19 protein-coding genes are annotated in these 16,608 nt (G+C 32.9%); all 19 read right to left on the reverse strand.

The features are described from left to right. Positions 1-8: 8 nt before the first annotated feature. The 19 genes from NQQ59_RS15905 to NQQ59_RS15995 all read right to left on the reverse strand — a co-directional run bounded on the left by NQQ59_RS15905 (position 9) and on the right by NQQ59_RS15995 (position 16,598). On the reverse strand, positions 9-1,331 hold the full coding sequence (locus tag NQQ59_RS15905) for a TolC family protein (protein WP_144218531.1): 1,323 nt from the start codon (positions 1,329-1,331) through the stop codon (positions 9-11). Beyond that, complete coding sequence (locus tag NQQ59_RS15910; RefSeq protein ID WP_144218533.1) at positions 1,321-1,950, reverse strand: TetR/AcrR family transcriptional regulator; 630 nt, start codon at positions 1,948-1,950, stop codon at positions 1,321-1,323. Before NQQ59_RS15910 ends, NQQ59_RS15905 begins: the two co-directional genes overlap by 11 nt. A 150-nt stretch (positions 1,951-2,100) precedes the next feature. Beyond that, positions 2,101-2,418 carry a type II toxin-antitoxin system RelE/ParE family toxin gene (locus NQQ59_RS15915; RefSeq protein WP_144218535.1) on the reverse strand — a complete coding sequence of 106 codons (318 nt, stop codon included), beginning with the start codon at positions 2,416-2,418 and terminating at the stop codon, positions 2,101-2,103. Then, on the reverse strand, positions 2,409-2,651 hold the full coding sequence (locus tag NQQ59_RS15920; protein ID WP_144218537.1) for a hypothetical protein: 243 nt from the start codon (positions 2,649-2,651) through the stop codon (positions 2,409-2,411). The genes NQQ59_RS15915 and NQQ59_RS15920 overlap by 10 nt, the downstream gene beginning before the upstream one ends. A gap of 123 nt (positions 2,652-2,774) precedes the next feature. Next, positions 2,775-3,536 carry a tryptophan synthase subunit alpha gene (gene trpA / locus NQQ59_RS15925; protein ID WP_144218539.1) on the reverse strand — a complete coding sequence of 254 codons (762 nt, stop codon included), beginning with the start codon at positions 3,534-3,536 and terminating at the stop codon, positions 2,775-2,777. A 69-nt stretch (positions 3,537-3,605) separates the two neighbouring features. Then, positions 3,606-3,926, reverse strand: a complete 321-nt coding sequence (locus NQQ59_RS15930; RefSeq protein WP_144218541.1) for a gamma-glutamylcyclotransferase family protein — start codon at positions 3,924-3,926, stop codon at positions 3,606-3,608. 70 nt (positions 3,927-3,996) lie between these two features. Further along, positions 3,997-5,178 carry a tryptophan synthase subunit beta gene (gene trpB, locus NQQ59_RS15935; protein WP_144218543.1) on the reverse strand — a complete coding sequence of 394 codons (1,182 nt, stop codon included), beginning with the start codon at positions 5,176-5,178 and terminating at the stop codon, positions 3,997-3,999. A 12-nt stretch (positions 5,179-5,190) separates the two neighbouring features. After that, entirely contained in the window at positions 5,191-5,823 is a 633-nt protein-coding gene (locus tag NQQ59_RS15940) for a phosphoribosylanthranilate isomerase (protein WP_144218545.1), read from the reverse strand. Between the two features lie 120 nt (positions 5,824-5,943). Continuing rightward, positions 5,944-6,723, reverse strand: a complete 780-nt coding sequence (gene trpC / locus NQQ59_RS15945; RefSeq protein WP_144218547.1) for an indole-3-glycerol phosphate synthase TrpC — start codon at positions 6,721-6,723, stop codon at positions 5,944-5,946. 74 nt (positions 6,724-6,797) lie between these two features. After that, positions 6,798-7,790, reverse strand: a complete 993-nt coding sequence (gene trpD, locus NQQ59_RS15950; protein ID WP_144218549.1) for an anthranilate phosphoribosyltransferase — start codon at positions 7,788-7,790, stop codon at positions 6,798-6,800. Between the two features lie 80 nt (positions 7,791-7,870). Next, positions 7,871-8,437, reverse strand: a complete 567-nt coding sequence (locus NQQ59_RS15955; RefSeq protein WP_144218551.1) for an anthranilate synthase component II — start codon at positions 8,435-8,437, stop codon at positions 7,871-7,873. Between the two features lie 88 nt (positions 8,438-8,525). Further along, a complete protein-coding gene (locus NQQ59_RS15960) occupies positions 8,526-8,966 on the reverse strand; it encodes a hypothetical protein (RefSeq protein WP_144218553.1) in 441 nt (146 codons plus the stop codon). A 73-nt stretch (positions 8,967-9,039) separates the two neighbouring features. Further along, positions 9,040-10,440, reverse strand: a complete 1,401-nt coding sequence (locus NQQ59_RS15965; RefSeq protein ID WP_144218555.1) for an anthranilate synthase component I family protein — start codon at positions 10,438-10,440, stop codon at positions 9,040-9,042. A gap of 298 nt (positions 10,441-10,738) precedes the next feature. Further along, positions 10,739-12,019 (reverse strand): hypothetical protein, encoded by a 1,281-nt coding sequence (locus tag NQQ59_RS15970; RefSeq protein ID WP_144218557.1) that lies wholly within the window; start codon positions 12,017-12,019, stop codon positions 10,739-10,741. Between the two features lie 206 nt (positions 12,020-12,225). After that, positions 12,226-12,792, reverse strand: a complete 567-nt coding sequence (locus NQQ59_RS15975; protein WP_144218559.1) for a YceI family protein — start codon at positions 12,790-12,792, stop codon at positions 12,226-12,228. A gap of 38 nt (positions 12,793-12,830) precedes the next feature. After that, positions 12,831-13,463, reverse strand: coding sequence for an NAD(P)H-dependent oxidoreductase (locus tag NQQ59_RS15980; protein WP_144218561.1), 633 nt, complete (start codon positions 13,461-13,463; stop codon positions 12,831-12,833). Positions 13,464-13,476: 13 nt separating this feature from the next. Then, a complete protein-coding gene (locus tag NQQ59_RS15985; RefSeq protein ID WP_144218563.1) occupies positions 13,477-13,935 on the reverse strand; it encodes a MarR family winged helix-turn-helix transcriptional regulator in 459 nt (152 codons plus the stop codon). A 290-nt stretch (positions 13,936-14,225) separates the two neighbouring features. Further along, complete coding sequence (locus NQQ59_RS15990; protein ID WP_144218566.1) at positions 14,226-15,803, reverse strand: glycerol-3-phosphate dehydrogenase/oxidase; 1,578 nt, start codon at positions 15,801-15,803, stop codon at positions 14,226-14,228. Between the two features lie 318 nt (positions 15,804-16,121). After that, complete coding sequence (locus NQQ59_RS15995; RefSeq protein ID WP_144218568.1) at positions 16,122-16,598, reverse strand: DUF6691 family protein; 477 nt, start codon at positions 16,596-16,598, stop codon at positions 16,122-16,124. Between the last annotated feature and the right edge of the window lie 10 nt (positions 16,599-16,608).

A 16,608-nucleotide genomic window follows, 5' to 3' on the forward strand; every position in this document is an offset into this window, starting at 1 on the left:
GCTGTCGATTATATTTTAGAAAGATTGAATGATTGTGATAATTGTCCTGATACTGAAAGTAATTCGTAATACTTTTGAATTATTGTAGCCTTAGATACAGCTGTATTGATTTTGGCACTTAAATGTTCAACATCTGCTTCAACCAAATCATTAGTGTCAGCTAGACCATTGTCGAACTTATCTTTTACCAATCTGTAATTTTCAGCCGCTTGTTGAAGTGCTTCATTGTAAACCACACTTTGGTTGATTGCTAAATCATAGTCTTCAAGAGATTTCTGAACTTCAACTTTAATACGGTCTGTCATGATAGCCTCAGTATTTTTTACTTCCAACGCTCTACTTTCAGCTTCTTTTACGTGAGCGCTGTTTTTTAGAATTCCAGATAAATCATAAGATAAACCTAAACCAAAATTCATTGCATATTTTACAGTAATAATGTCTTTAAGATCTAAAGCAGTGTATCCTCCAAGTAATGAAAGCGTTGGATAATAAGCTGCTTTTGCAATTCGAATATTTGCTTCAGAAGCTTTAGATTGCAAACGAATCGCCTCTAAATCTTTTCTACTTTCAAGCGCCAATGCATCTGTTGTTGGAGCATTATTTGTTTTTAAATTAAAGAAATCATCTTCGTTAACCTGAAGCTTTGTTTCTGGAGCTAATTTAAGTAAAGTCGTTAAATAAAAATTGATATTGTTTAAGTTGTTAGTAGCTTCATCAATAGATAATTGAGTTTTTGAAACTAATAATTGCGCTTTCAACAAATCGTTTCTCGGAATAATTCCGTTTTTCTCTAATTCTGTAAAATCAGTTACACGCTGCTTAGCACTTTTTTGGTTTTCGTTTAAAACGTCCAAAGTTTTTTGAGCTTTGTATAAAGCCGTGTAATACGTAATTACTCTTAAAGCAACATCCTCTTTAGTTTTTGCAGCCGTAGCAGTTTCAGCTTCATACATGCTGTCATAAGCATCTATGCTGCTTTGAATTTTAAATCCTGCAAAAATGGGTAAACTTAAATTTGCCATTCCTAACATTGCACGATCTGGAGAAGCTAAAGTAGCTGCGTTTTCACCTTCGTTGTGCATGTCAATCGAAGCTTTTGTAAGGCGCTGATATTGTCCAGAAATTTTAAGATCTGGATACTGATTGTTTTTCACGGCTGTTAACTCGTGTTTTTTGGTGTTTACCTTAGTGTTGGCAAGTGTAACTTCGTTACTCTTTTCCCAGGCCATTTTTACGGCTTCGTCTAAGGTTAAACTTGTTTTTTCTTGTGCTTCTATTGAAGATATCCCGATAAAGAATACTCCAAAGAGCATTAATTGACTAATTTTCATAAACAAGTAGCGCTTTTATAGTTTGTTGAATGTGCTTTGTAAGATCGTTTTTAATGTAATTGTTAAACATTTCTTCTGTTTTTAAATCCAGTAATTCTTCGAAGAAAGAGCGATTCATGTGAAAGTGAAAAAAGGTTCCAATAATTGTCGGAGTAATCAGCTGGATATTAATGTCTTTCCTGAAAACACCTTCAGTTTGACCTTGTTTGATAATGCTTTCAACAGACTTTAAATTTCCCTTTTTAAGATCTGTGAACGCCTGAAGGCTTTTTTCTCTTTTTTTATTGTTTAATTCAAAATGTAAAACCCTGTAAATCCCTTTGTTAAGGCAAATTCTGTTAATGTAAATTTCGATTAATTTATTGACTTTTTCAAGGGGTTCTAGATTTTCCTTTAATAAATTTTCGAGTTGCAGTTTTAAATCAACAGTTTTATGAAAGATCAAGGCTTCTAAAAGCTTTTCTTTTGAACCAAAATAATACGAAACCATGGCAATATTAATTTTTGCCTCTTTGGAAATGTCCCGTATCGATGTTCCCTCAAATCCTTTCTCAGAAAACAGCGTCTCAGCTACGTTAAGAATCTGAATTTTTTTATCGTTTAATTCGATGTTTGACATAGTAGTGTTTCTAATCGGATGCAAAATTAAACACTTGTTTAATTTAAACACTTGTTTAATTTTGTTTTAACATAATATTAACATAAAACGGTTTCGATAATTTGGAACAAAAAAAAGCTGAAATACTTGGTATTTCAGCTCTTAACGAATTTATTTGTCTAATTTTATTTTGATAGGATTTTGTCTGGTGTCAAATACGTTGGTGACATAAACAACATTTTTGTATTCATCAATCCAGTAGATTATTTTATAATTTTTAAAAATTAAATACCTAAAATCCTGAATTCTTTCTGATAAAAGTTCTTCTTTTTGACCGCCATAAGCATTATACTCAAGTGAAAGTGAAGAGTCTACTAAACCATTTATTAATGCTTTTGCGACTTTTATTCCTGCTTTGTATTTATAATATTCAAAAATATCTGTGAACTTATCTTCGGCAAATTGGGTCCAGTAAACAGTTAATCCCATTTTTGAATTCTCGATTTTAAATCTTTACCGGAGGTAATTCGACCATGAGCAACATCATTTATAGATTGATCAATTTCAGTATTAAATTGATCTAAACTCATAGGTTTCATTTCCAGATCTAGTAATTGTACTTTTTGCTCATGAAGCAATTTTTCGAGCTGATGGACTATTTCTTCATTTTGCAATCTCAAAAATTCTTGCACAAATGATATTTTACGAGCTTCTAAATCCATAATAATTGATTTTATTCAAAGGTATAAAATATTTGAAAAGGTTATGTTTACAGATTCTTAAAATAAAAAACGGTATTTAAATTTATTTTTAAATACCGTATTCAATTATTTTCTATGAATTGATTATCGAATTTCCCCGACAAACTCAGCTATTTTCTTGCTTCCGTTTTCACTTAAATGTTTAATAAAAGCACTTCCAATAATAGCTCCTTTTGCATATTTAGTTGCTTGATTGAAAGTTTCTTTATTTGAAATTCCGAAACCAACAATTTGAGGATTTTTTAAATTCAAATTTGATATTCTTTCAAAATATTCTTCTTGAACATTTCCAAAACCGCTTTGAGATCCCGTAACACTTGCAGAGCTTACCATATAGATAAATCCGTTTGAAACGCTGTCAATAAAACGAATTCTTTCATCTGAAGTTTGTGGCGTAATCAAAAATACATTGATTAAACCATATTTTTCGAAAATGGCTTTGTATTCATCTGCGTAAACATCAACAGGAAGATCTGGAATAATTAAACCGTCAATTCCAATTTCAGCACATTTTTTGCAGAAAGCTTCAACGCCATATTGTAACATCGGATTAAAATATCCCATAATAATTAACGGAATTTTTACGCTTTCGCGGATGTTCTTCAGCTGATCAAAAAGAATTTGAGTGGTCATTCCGTTATGAAGTGCCTGAGTTGAACTCGCCTGAATTGTTGGCCCATCTGCCAAAGGATCACTGAATGGAAGTCCAATTTCGATTAAGTCGACGCCATTCTTTTCTAGATCCTGAATCATCTGCACGGTATCATTTAAATTTGGATATCCTGCAGAAAAATAGATGGATAGTATTTTTTTATCTTCTTGTAATTTCTGAGTTATTCTGTTCATTAGTATGTATCTTTATCCTGATCGATTTTAAAAATCGATCAGGTATTTTTTATCGTAATATATTTTCGATTACTTATTTTCGGTGTAAACCCAAGCCGTTCTTCCAGATTGAAGTTTTACCTGAACTCTTTTGTATGAATTAGATTCAAACTGATCCACTTTTAACAATTCTGGATTAGAAATTTCAAATACAACACCGTGTATAATGTCTTCTAGACTTTCGCTTGGTACAGCCACAACATAATCTGCCATTCCAAATTCTTCTTCTATTTGTAGACTTTTAAGTTTAAAACCTAGTATTTGATCTGGAGATCCAACTAAAACTTTATTAAAAATCTGCATTTGAATTTGTTTCGATCTTATTGTTCCGTATGAGAATAATAGTTCCATAATTATGATTTTCTCTTAATTTGTTAGCGTTTTGGATTGCTTGATCCGAACGTCCAAATTACAATTTTTATTACAATTTAAAGTAATCTATATAATTATCTAAATCTTTATCACCTCGACCAGAAAGACTGATCACCACAATATCTGTAGGTTTAAATTTTTTCTGATCTAAAACAGCAAAGGCGTGAGCACTTTCAATTGCTGGAATAATTCCTTCTAATTTGGTTAATTGAAGACCTGCATTCATAGCGTCATCATCAGTTACAGAGAAAAATTCTCCTCTTCCACTTTGTGCTAAATGTGCGTGTAAAGGTCCAACTCCAGGATAATCCAAACCTGCTGAAATAGAATATGGTTCTGTAATTTGTCCATCTGGAGTTTGCATTAAAAGGGTTTTACAACCGTGAATAACACCAACTTTTCCTAATTTACTTGTTGCAGCACTGTGTCCGCTGTCAACACCTTTTCCGGCAGCTTCAACGGCGATAATTCCAACTTCTGGCTCGTGCAAAAAGTGATAATACGTTCCCGCAGCATTACTTCCTCCACCGATACAAGCGACTACATAATCAGGATTTTCACGTCCTTCTTTTTCTTTCAATTGCCATTTGATTTCTTCCGAAATGATACTCTGGAAACGCGTTACCATATCTGGATAAGGATGTGGTCCAATCGCCGATCCGATGATATAATGTGTGTCAACAGGATTATTAATCCAATCACGAATTGCCTCGTTTGTAGCGTCTTTTAATGTTCTTGAACCCGAAAGTGCCGGACGAACTTCTGCGCCTAACATTTTCATACGAGCTACGTTTGGCGCTTGACGAGCAATATCAATTTCGCCCATATAAACGATACATTCGATTCCCATTAAAGCACAAACCGTTGCTGTCGCTACCCCATGTTGTCCAGCTCCAGTTTCGGCAATAATTCTCTTTTTGCCTAAACGTTTCGCCAATAAAATTTGCCCAATGGTATTGTTTACTTTATGTGCTCCAGTGTGGTTTAAGTCTTCTCTTTTTAGATACACTTTGGTATTGTATTTTTCAGACAAACGTTTTGCAAAATACAACGGACTTGGGCGTCCAACATAATCTTTAAGCAATTGATTGAACTCAGCTTTAAAATCTGGTTCGTCCATTATACTTAAATATTTCTGACGTAATTCTTCTACGTTTGGATATAACATTTCAGGAATATAAGCTCCTCCAAATTCTCCGTAATACCCTTTTTCGTTAACGTTAAAACTCATTTTATTTAAATTTTAAAAGTTGGCAACATCAAACTTGCGTTTGAAATTGCTAAATAGGTTTTTATTTTTTAGGCCTGGTTCGATTTCAAATTTACTATTTACATCGACTGCATAAATAGGTAAATTGGTTTTTGAAATTTCTTCAATAGCTTTTAACTCGTTCATTCCGATTCCACCACTCAAAAAGAAAGGTTTTTTAGAATTGTATTTTTTTAAGATTGTCCAGTCGAAAGTTGTTCCGTTTCCGCCTGGAAGTTTTCCTTTTGTGTCAAACAGAAAATAATCTGCAATTTCTTCAAAAGGTTTTATAACTTCAAAATCGAAATTTTCATCTGCTGAAAATACTTTAATGATTTCGATTTTCTTTGACAATTGTTTTTTTAATTCTGATATAAATTCAACTGATTCTGTACCGTGTAATTGAACGGCTTGTAAATTGTATTTTTCAACTTTTTCAAGAATTTCTTCTTGATTTTGATTGACAAAAACGCCTACTTTTTTGATTGTTTTTATCAGTTCGGGAATATTCCCATTGCAATATCTAGCGGACTTTTCCCAGAAAATAAATCCCATATAATCGGGTAGGAGTGCGCCTACTTCGAGGATATTTTCTGGATATTTCATGCCGCATATTTTGAGTTTCATTTTTATTTTGTTTTTGCCGCGAAGGCGCTAAGACACTAAGTTTTTGTTTTTTTTTGCCACGAATTGCACTAATTTCCACGAATTGAATTAGTGTAATTTGTGAAATTCGTGGCAAACTTTTTACAGTTTGCTGATAAATTCTGTTGCTGCAACACCTGCATTATCTGTTTTCATGAAGTTTTCTCCAATTAAAAAACCTTTGTATCCATAAGGCTTTAATTCTTGAATGGCTTCTACTGATGAAATTCCGCTTTCTGAAACTTTTACAAAATCATTCGGAATTTGTGATGCCAATTCTTTACTGAAATCTAAGCTTACTTCGAATGTTTTTAGGTTTCTGTTGTTTACGCCAATCATGTCTAAAGTCGGCATGATTGATTTTTCTAATTCTTCTTGATTATGAACTTCTAACAAAACTTCTAAACCTAATTTTTTAGCAAATTCAGATAAAGATTTGATTTCTTCGCGAGTTAAAACTGCAGCGATTAACAAAATCAAATCGGCTCCGTGTGCTTTTGCTTCTAAAATTTGGTATTCGTCTACAATAAATTCTTTTCGTAAAAGCGGAATATTTACGGAAGCTCTTGCTAAAAGTAAATCGTCTAATGATCCGCCAAAATATTTTCCGTCTGTTAAAACTGAGATTCCGCAAGCACCAGCGTTTTCGTAACCTTTTACTACTTCTTCAACGGTAAAGTTATTGTTGATGATTGATTTTGAAGGAGAACGACGTTTGTGCTCTGCGATAATTCCAGAATTACTTTCTTTTAATTTTTGACTAAGAGAAATAGTCTGCTTTCCAAAAAATACTGAAGCTTCCAACTGAGAAATCGGAATAATCGATTTCTTCAAAATCACTTCTTGTTTTTTGTCTATTATTATTTTATCTAAAATGTTCATTGTTGTTGTTTTGCCACGAAGTCACAAAGGCGCAAATTTTATTAGTGCTAATTCGTGAAATTTGTGTTTGTTTTTTATTTACTTAATTCTTGTAATTTTTTCAATGCCTGATGTCCTTTTCCTGATAGCAAACTTTCTTTTGCTAATTCAAAACCTTCTTTTGGAGAACATTTTGTAACGGTTGAAATTGCCATTGCAGCATTGGCACAAACCACATTATTTTGGGCTTCGTTTCCTTTTCCTGAAATGATGTTGGTGAAAATTTCTGCTGATTCTTCAATAGTTTTTCCGCCTTCAATTTCTGTTTGAGATAAAAGACGAACACCAAAATCTTCTGGATTCAACATTCCTTCCATATGGTTAGAAATCGTTTTGGTTGGACCAGTTAACGAAATTTCATCATATCCGTCAAGCGAATGTAAAATCGTGAAATTCGTATCTGTATTTTGATACAAATAAGCATACATTCTTGCCAATTCTAAGTTGAAAACACCAACCAATTGATTCTGCGGAAATGCAGGATTTACCATTGGCCCCAACATATTAAAGAAGGTTTTTACAGCCAATTCTTTTCTAATTGGGCCAACATTTTTCATAGCTGGGTGAAATAGGGGAGCGTGTAACACGCAGATTCCTGCCTGATCAATACATTTTTCTAGAAATGCAGGATCGTTGCTAAATTTAATTCCCATTTTCTCCATCACGTTGCTTGATCCAGAAATAGACGAAACTCCGTAATTTCCATGCTTTGCGACTTTTATTCCAGCTCCTGCTGAAACAAAAGAGGCTAAAGTCGAAATGTTGAAAGTGTCTTTTCCGTCACCACCCGTTCCGCATAAATCGATAGTGTTGTAGGCTGATAAATCAACACGAATACATAATTCTAATAAAGCTTCGCGAAAGCCAGAAAGTTCATCAATTGTAATGCTTCGCATCATAAAAACAGTCAAAAATGCCGAAATCTGACTTGGATTATACTGACCGCTTGAAATATTAATCAATACGTTTTTTGCTTCTTCTTTGGTAAGCACTTCGTGGTTGATTAATTTGTTTAATATAGTTTTCATTCTTTTAAAGTTGCTAAGGTTCTGAGATACTAAGATTCTAAGTTTTTACTGTGACTGTGACTGTAAACTGAGACTGATTACTAGCTATTAATCCAATTCTCTAAAATCCTTTTCCCGTTTGGTGTTAAAACACTTTCTGGGTGAAATTGAACGCCTCTTACATCGTAATTTTTGTGTCTTAAAGACATAATTTGACCATTTTCGTCAACAGAAGTTGCTTCTAAATCTTCTGGTAAGTTAGCGTCTACGACCCAAGAATGGTATCTTCCTACTTCGAATTCATTTCCTAAACCTTCAAACAAAATTTCGTCTGAAACTAGTGTTTTTACGTTTGTCGCTACGCCATGATATACTTTATCAAGGTTTGAAAGTGTTCCGCCAAAAACTTCTGCGATTGCTTGTTGTCCTAAACAAACTCCCAAAATACTTTTTGTTGGACTGTATTTTTCGATTACTGCTTTTAATAAACCTGCTTCATCTGGAATTCCAGGTCCTGGAGAAAGTAATATCTTCTCGAAAGATGCAATTTCATCAATATCAAATTCGTCGTTTCTGTAAACGGTAACTTCGCAGTTTAAATCTTCTAAATAGTGCACTAAGTTGTAAGTGAAACTATCGTAATTGTCTATAACTAAAATCTTTTTCATTTTTTTTTAAGGTGCTAAGTTGCTAAGGTTCTAAGATGCTGAGTTTTTTACTTAAAACTTAGACTGAGACTGGCAACTAATTTTTTTATTATTTCTCTCGAACGTATTTTTCGATGATAACTCGATCTACGCCTAATTTTTCTACTTTTTCTACTCCTTTTTGAATTAAAGTGTCGTTTTGGACTTTCACTACAAATTCAAATTTGCTGTTTTCCCAATCGCGGTTGTTGAAATACTCTAGATTTTCTGTGTAAATACTGTCTTTCAAAGTATATTTTCCGCCTCCTGCAAAATACAATGCTGCTGTTGAATCTTTTCCGTTTTTTAAATCATGGTTCAAAAAAGCAAAATGTGTATCATTTATAATTTTAATCATTTTTGTTTTTGAATTGAAAGTCGAAAACGTAGAATCTTTCTCTGTCGTTTCAGCCGATATAAGACGCCAGGTTCCTTCAATCTGATTCTTCTTTTCTGAATTACAAGAAGTCAGCGTAATTATTAAAACTAAAATAGATACTGCTCTTTTCATGGTTTTATAGTTTGTTTGTTAATTGTTTCAAGTTTCAGGTTTCAAGTCTGTGACTAAAAACTGTGACTGGCGACTAAATGTTTTCTGCCATTTCCAGCGCAGTATTCAATGCTCTTAACTTATTATAAACTTCCTGCATTTCGCTTTCTTCATCAGAACTTGCTACGATTCCAGCTCCAGCTTGACAGTGCAATTGATGGTTTTTAGAAAGGAAAGTTCGAATCATAATGGCGTGATTAAAGTTTCCGTCAAAATCCATAACTCCGATGGCACCTCCGTAAAAATTACGATTTGTTTTTTCGCAGTCTTCAATTAATTGCATCGCTCTGTGTTTTGGCGCACCACTCAAAGTTCCTGCTGGAAAAGTATCTGCAACAACTTGCATCGTAGTGGCTTTTTCGTGTAAATGTCCTGTAACTTTCGAAACCAAGTGAATTACGTGAGAGAAAAACTGAACTTCTCTATATTTTTCTACGTTTACATCATGTCCGTTTCTACTTAAATCATTTCTTGCTAAATCAACCAACATAACGTGTTCGCTGTTTTCTTTTTTATCTTCCGAAAGTTCTTTTGCTAAAAGCGCGTCACGTTCGTCATTTCCAGTTCTTTTGAAAGTTCCAGCAATTGGGTGAATTTCGGCTTTTCTATCTTTTACGATAATTTGTGCTTCTGGCGAAGAACCGAATATTTTGAAATCTCCATAATCAAAAAAGAATAAATACGGAGAAGGGTTGATGCTTCTTAAAGCTCTATACACATTAAATTCGTCACCTTTGAAACCTTGAGTAAATCGACGAGAAAGTACTAATTGGAAAACGTCTCCGCGGTAGCAGTGCTTTTTAGCTAAAGCTACATTAGCTTTAAATTCTTCATCGGTTAAGTTTGAGAAACCTTCACCTTCTTTAGAAAATTTATAAGAAGCAATATTTCTTGATTGTAATAATTGCTCGATTTCTGCAATATTGTTTTTTCCGTCTAAACTGTGGCAGAAAATATAAGCCTCGTTTTTAAAGTGATTAATGGCAATAATGTTTTGGTAAACAGCATAAAAAACATCTGGAATTGAAGTAGCATTGTCTTTTTTAGCAATTGAAACTTTTTCGAAATAACGAACAGCATCGTAAGAAATATATCCGAATAAACCGTTATTTATGAATTTAAAATCGTTTTTTTCTGATTTAAACTGACTTGAAAATTCCTGTATTACCTGGGGAATATTCGTCGAATTATCAATTGCAATTTTTTCAGAAGTTCCGTCTGGAAAAGTTTTTGAAATTACTTCATTTTCGATTTTAATTGTAGCGATCGGGTTACAGCAGATATAAGAGAAACTGTTGTCATTTCCGTGATAATCACTACTTTCCAATAATAAACTGTTTGGAAATTTATCTCGGATTTTGAAATAAATACTAACTGGAGTAACCGTATCTGCCAGAATTTGTTTGTAATGTGTATTAAGAATAAAAGGTTTCAAAATATATAGTTTTATGTTGTTCGTTAATTTGTTTTTCAGTTTTGATCAAAAAAAAGGGCTTGTCGTGATGACAAGCCCTTTAAATTTATAGTTTTAACAATACCATAGGAAGCTTCGTTCACGACGTCTGACGTAAATTACTCCACCACCAAGTATTGTTTAATATTGTTCTCATTTCTTTATTTTGATGTGACAAAGATATAAATGTAATTTGAATTGAAGTATATAAAATTTAAAAAAAATCTTTTCGAAATTATGAAATTTGTTAAATTTTATTCAATACAAGTATACTAACTCTTTAGTTTCCAATCGCTATCGTATTGTTTATATTTAATCTAAAATCTGGATTTCCTTTAATATTTGGAAATGTAAACAGCTCACTAAGCTTCATTTTGGTAAAATCTATCCCGTTTGCAGGATTATTATAATAGTTTTTTATTCCAGGAGTGTTGCTTGCAGATTCGCTTTCAATTTCACCTTTACAGTTATTCACTACTACATTTTTAAAAGCGATTTTAGATAAATTAGCTTCTCCATTTCCAATATTTCCTTCTAGTAAAACAAAAGGTTCAAATCCTGAAACTACGCTATTAGTTAAGTTGAAAAAGGTATTTTCTTTAACGTAAATAGATTCTCTAACTAAGCCTTGATTATTTTCTTCCAAATTAACCAAAGTAATATTGCTTGCATTGATTTTGGTCATTTTTTTGGTCATATCAGTATTGGCAACTTTTTCATAAGAGTCAACCTCAAAACATCTAGAACCTGAAATATCAGAAGAATACGGGTGACGTACTGCAATACTATTAGTTAGGTTAATTTGAGCACCTTGTGTAAAATCAAAATCATCATCAGTTGTTCTAAATGAAACTAAATTACTCATATTCAAATCTCCACCATAACATTCGAAAGAGTCATCGTTTGAAAAACTGATTTGGATATTACTCACGATTGTTTTTCTTCCAACACCTGCAAGAGAAAGTCCGTTTAATTCTTTTGAAGCGCTTAATTTTCTTCCAGCATATTCAATTCTAACATATTTTAAAATTCCAGAATTATCTTCTGGATCCTGACCTCCATAATGATTTAAATTAGCCTCTAAGTCAAAAGGTAAAGTATGAATACCACCTAAAGTATTAATTGGTGCTTTTCCACAAACGATAATTCCACCCCAGTCACCTGGTTTTCTGTTGTTTATTTCTTTTTCTGATGTAAAAATAATTGGATCTGTTTCAAGACCTTCAGCTATAATTTTTGCGCCACTAGTAATGACAAGAGTTCCACAGGTTTTATCATCACCTCTAATGACAGTTCCAGGTTCAATAGTTAAAGTTGCATTATTAGTAACATACACAACGCCAACTAAATGGTAAGTATTACGCTTTAGTAAACGAGTATCTTTATCAATTGTTCCGGCAATTATATTGGTTGCTTCGTTATAGTCATTAGCAGATGGTTTGAAGTTGGTCCAGTTGGCCATCCAGTTTGAATTTCCTGTAATTCCTTTTGGTTGTTGTTGGGCGTGTACGAAAAAGCTGATAATGAATGTAATAGAAGAAATAAGTAATTTTGTTTTCATAACTATGATTTTAATTTCTAGTTTTTGATTTTTTTAATTTCCCCAAAAATAGAAGCCGAATGTTAATCAAAGTCCCGATGCTTATTACGAAAGCGTTATTATACTATTAAGAATGTTAAGGTTGTGAAAAGTATATAAAAAAAGAAACCCCGAAAGTTTTAAACTTTCGGGGTTTTGTATATTTTATGAATTAGTAAGTCTAAAAATTAGAATTTTAAAGCTACTGCTAATTCAAATTCGTCATTGATAGTTTTGTCTCCTAAACCGTCGAAGAAGCTACCTGAACCGTATTTAATATCGTATTTAGTTCTGTCAACTTTGAAAGCAGTTGTAGCAGTGTTTCCTTTTACAGTGATATCAAAAGTTACTGGTTTAGTAATTCCTTTGATCGTTAAATCTGCAGTTACAGTGTAAACGTCAGCAGATTTTGCACCGATAGTTTTGAAAACTAATTTTGAAGTTGGGAATTTGTCAGTTCCGAAGAAATCGTCAGCTTTTAAGTGACCGTTTAATTTTCCTTGGTATTCTCCAGTTAAATCTGTAGCAGTTAATGAAGTCATGTCAACAGTGAAGCTACCACCAGCTAATTTTTTTCCTTTGAAAACTAAAGAACCTTCTTTAAAGTTTACAGTTCCCGAGTGCTCTCCAGTTACTTTTTTACCTACCCATTTAATAGTAGATGCTTTTACGTCGATTTTTTTAGTTTGAGCGTTTACTGAGATTCCAGCTACTGCTACGAATAATGCTATTGCAATTGTTTTTAAATTTTTCATGTTTTTAAAATTAAAATTTGAATTTGATTAATAAATAATTATAGTGTGATAAATAATTCTTCGTTTGATTTTCTAACTTTTTTACTGTGTTGAGATTTGTCCTCTTCGTGTCTGTAACCAACTGTTGCAATTACTGAAGCATTTAAACCTAATTTGTCGAAACCTAAGATTTCGTTGAATTTTGCAGCATTAAAACCTTCCATTGGAGTTGCGTCGATTTTTAATTCAGCAGCTGCATTTAATAAGTTTCCTAAAGCTAAATAAGTTTGTTTTGCAGTCCAGATGTGTTTTGCTTCTGCAGATAAATTTGCGATTACACCTTTCATCATGTCGCTGTATCCACCTAAAGCATCAACAGGAACACCTCTTACTTCGCTGATGTTTTCTATATATTTGTCAACAGAAGTCGCATCAAGATTTAAGTCGTTGGCAAAAATAAATAGGTGAGAAGCATCTGTGATTTGAGTTTGTCCCCATGCTGCTGCTTTTAATTCTTCTCTTAAAGCTGGATTTTCAACAATGATTACTTTGTAAGGTTGTAATCCGTAAGAAGATGCGCTTAATCTAACTGCTTCTTTTAAAGTGTTGAAATCTGCATCTGATATTTTTTTTGAAGCATCAAATTGTTTGGTTGCGTAACGCCAATTTTGATTTTCTACGAAATTGCTCATAATATTTATTATTTTATTTGTTGGTTCTATATTTTTCTAATAATTGATTTAAGAAAACTAATTCTTCTGGTTTTAAATTATTTGCAAATGCGCTTTCATGCTCATCTATCTTTGGATCTAATTCTTTTAAAACGTCTAGTCCTTTTTGTGTAATCGAAACTTCAATTTTTCTTCGATTATCGGGACAAACATTTCGTGTAACAAAATCCTTCAATAATAATTTGTCTACCAAACGTGTTGTATTGCTCGTTTTAGCAAGCATTCGCTCTTGTATCACGCACATATTAGCAGGCTTTCCTTTTTGTCCTCTTAGTATACGTAACACATTATACTGTTCTCCAGATAAATCATACGGTTTGATCAACTCGTTGAAATGATCCTGAATCACATTTTGCGTGTACATGATATTCAGAATAACTTTTTTCGCATTATCCATCTTAACCGTACTCTTAATAACTTCTTCAATTGTCATAGTCGTAAGTGTATAATTTGTATATACAAATGTAGAACTTTTAATAGTTGTATATACAAGTGTTGTGTTAATTTTTTGTTAATATGATTAAGCGTGCTATTTGAAAGAACTAAAAGAGTAGTTTTCTGATATTAAAATTAAAGTAATTTTTGAATATAACGTATTGATATATTGTTAATTAATGTTTTTTTAAAGTCGAGTGGCAATTTTGATTTCTAAATATTCGGGGAATGACTTTTTGTAAGACAATTAAAAAGTAGAAAAGGCTCAAAATCAACTGAATTTATGGTTTATTGAAATTCTGGTAGAAGAAAACCCTTTGCAATTTGCTTGAAATTTGTAATTTCTGCCTGTATCCAAGCTTCATCGTGTCCTAATTCTTTGGCTATTACTCTTGCTGTTTTCTCCGAAACTTCAATTGCAGCTCTTGCATCTAAAAATAATAGTCTAACACGTCTTGCCAAAATATCATCAACTGTTCTAGCCATTTCATAACGAATAGCCCAAACGACTTCTGACATTGTAAATTCGTGATTTGGGTGAAGTTTTTCTTTTAATTCAGGTTCGCTTTCTTGTAATTCCATTATTTTCGGAATATCAGAACCATATATATAAAGGTGATTTTCTCTATTTAAAGAAGTAGTTGGTTGATTTCCATGGATGGAAAGATGTTCTGTTTTACAATCTTTTTTAGGAAGCTTACCAGTTTTGATTGCTTTATCAATAATATCCTCTGCAATTTTTCGATACGTTGTCCATTTTCCGCCAGTAATCGTAATCAAACCAGTTTCTGAAACTATAATTTTATGACTTCTAGAAACTTCTTTAGTGCTTTTGCCTTCTTCTTTCGGAGCCGCCAACGGGCGCAAACCTGCAAAAACGGAAAGTACATCGGCTCTTGTTGGTTTCTTGGCTAGAAAACGTTGAGCAGTTTCCAAAACAAATTGAATTTCGCTTTCTAAGGCAATGGGTTCTAAACTTTGTTTTTTGATTAAAGTATCAGTAGTTCCAACTACAATACGATTGTGCCACGGAACCGCAAATAAAACTCTTCCGTCTTTTGTTTTCGGAATCATTAAGGCGTTTTCTCCTGGAAGGAAAGATTTATCAAATACCAAATGAATTCCCTGACTCGGAACAATGTATTTTTTATAAACGTTATCATTCAATTTCATGATCGCATTTGTAAAAACGCCTGTGGCATTAACTACGGCCGTACCTTTTACATTATATTTAATTCCGCTTTCTTGATCTTGAACCTGAACACCAATAATTTGATTTTTTTCGTCTTTCAATAAATTGACAACTTTTACATAATTCAAAAGACAAGCTCCGTTTTCTACAGCCGTTTGAGCAAGATTAAGTGCTAAACGAGAATCATCAAATTGGCCATCATGATAGATTACGCCATTTACTAAACCATTTTCTTCTACGTTTGGAAGCAGTTCAATAGTTCTTTTTTTTGAAAGATATTTGGAACTTCCTAAACTCAAACAACCCGACAGTAAATCGTAAACTTTTAATCCGATGGTATAAATATAACCGCTTAACCAATGGTAATTCGGAATAACAAAAGATTGATTTTTGACTAAATGTGCAGCATTTTGAGCTAATAATCCTCTTTCTTTTAATGCTTCTCTCACTAAATGCACATTTCCCTGTTCCAAATAACGCACACCACCATGAACCAATTTGGTACTTCTGCTCGAAGTTCCTTTTGCAAAATCTACAGCTTCAAATAAAACAGTTTTGTAACCACGACTTGCAGTATCCACAGCAGTTCCAAGTCCGCTTGCTCCTCCGCCAATTATTATTACGTCCCAATTTTTGGTGTTTTGTAGTTTGGATAATTGTTCGGAGCGATTCATTCTTTATTCTTGGTGTTTATTTTGGGAAATGTTGTTTAAAGCAAACTTAACGAAATGAAATTAAAAATTGATGAAGAAAAAAATCAAGTTGTTTTTTGTTTAAAGTTTCAGGTTTCAAGTTGATTAACTTTGAACATAATTTAAACGCAAAGGGCGCAAGGTTTTTTACAAATAAGACTTTTATAAAGCGCAAAGTTCGCAAAGCTTTGAAATAAAACTTTGCGAACTTTGCGTATGTCTTTGTGTGCTTTGCGTTTAAATTATGCTCAAAGTATATCAACCTGAAACTTGAAACAAATAAAACTTGAAACAAATTTATTAATGTGGCAATTTATCTTTAATTAAACCATAAACCCAAGTTCCGGCTATTGCACTAACCAAAGTCACAACAATTACAGTTGCTCCAGTACCAATTTGAGCGAAAAGAGGACCAGGACAAGCTCCCGTAATTGCCCATCCAAAACCAAACATCAGTCCGCCGTAGATTTGTCCTTTACTGAAAGTCTTTGGCTGAATTTCGATTTTTTCGCCATCTAGAGTTTTGATGTTGAATTTTTTAATCAATTGAACTGAAATTAATCCAACAGCAACTGCGCAACCAATTACGCCATACATGTGGAATGATTCAAGATGAAACATTTCCTGAATGCGAAACCAGCTGATGATTTCAGCTTTTACGAATACAATTCCGAAAAAGATTCCAACGATTAAATATTTAAGATTTGCTAATGCATTTTCTTTTTTCTGACTTGCATTGATTCCTTCGCCGTCGATATTTTTATTTTCTAAACTCATTTTTAAAATT

This window comes from Flavobacterium panacis (assembly GCF_024649945.1).
Lineage (GTDB): Bacteria > Bacteroidota > Bacteroidia > Flavobacteriales > Flavobacteriaceae > Flavobacterium > Flavobacterium panacis.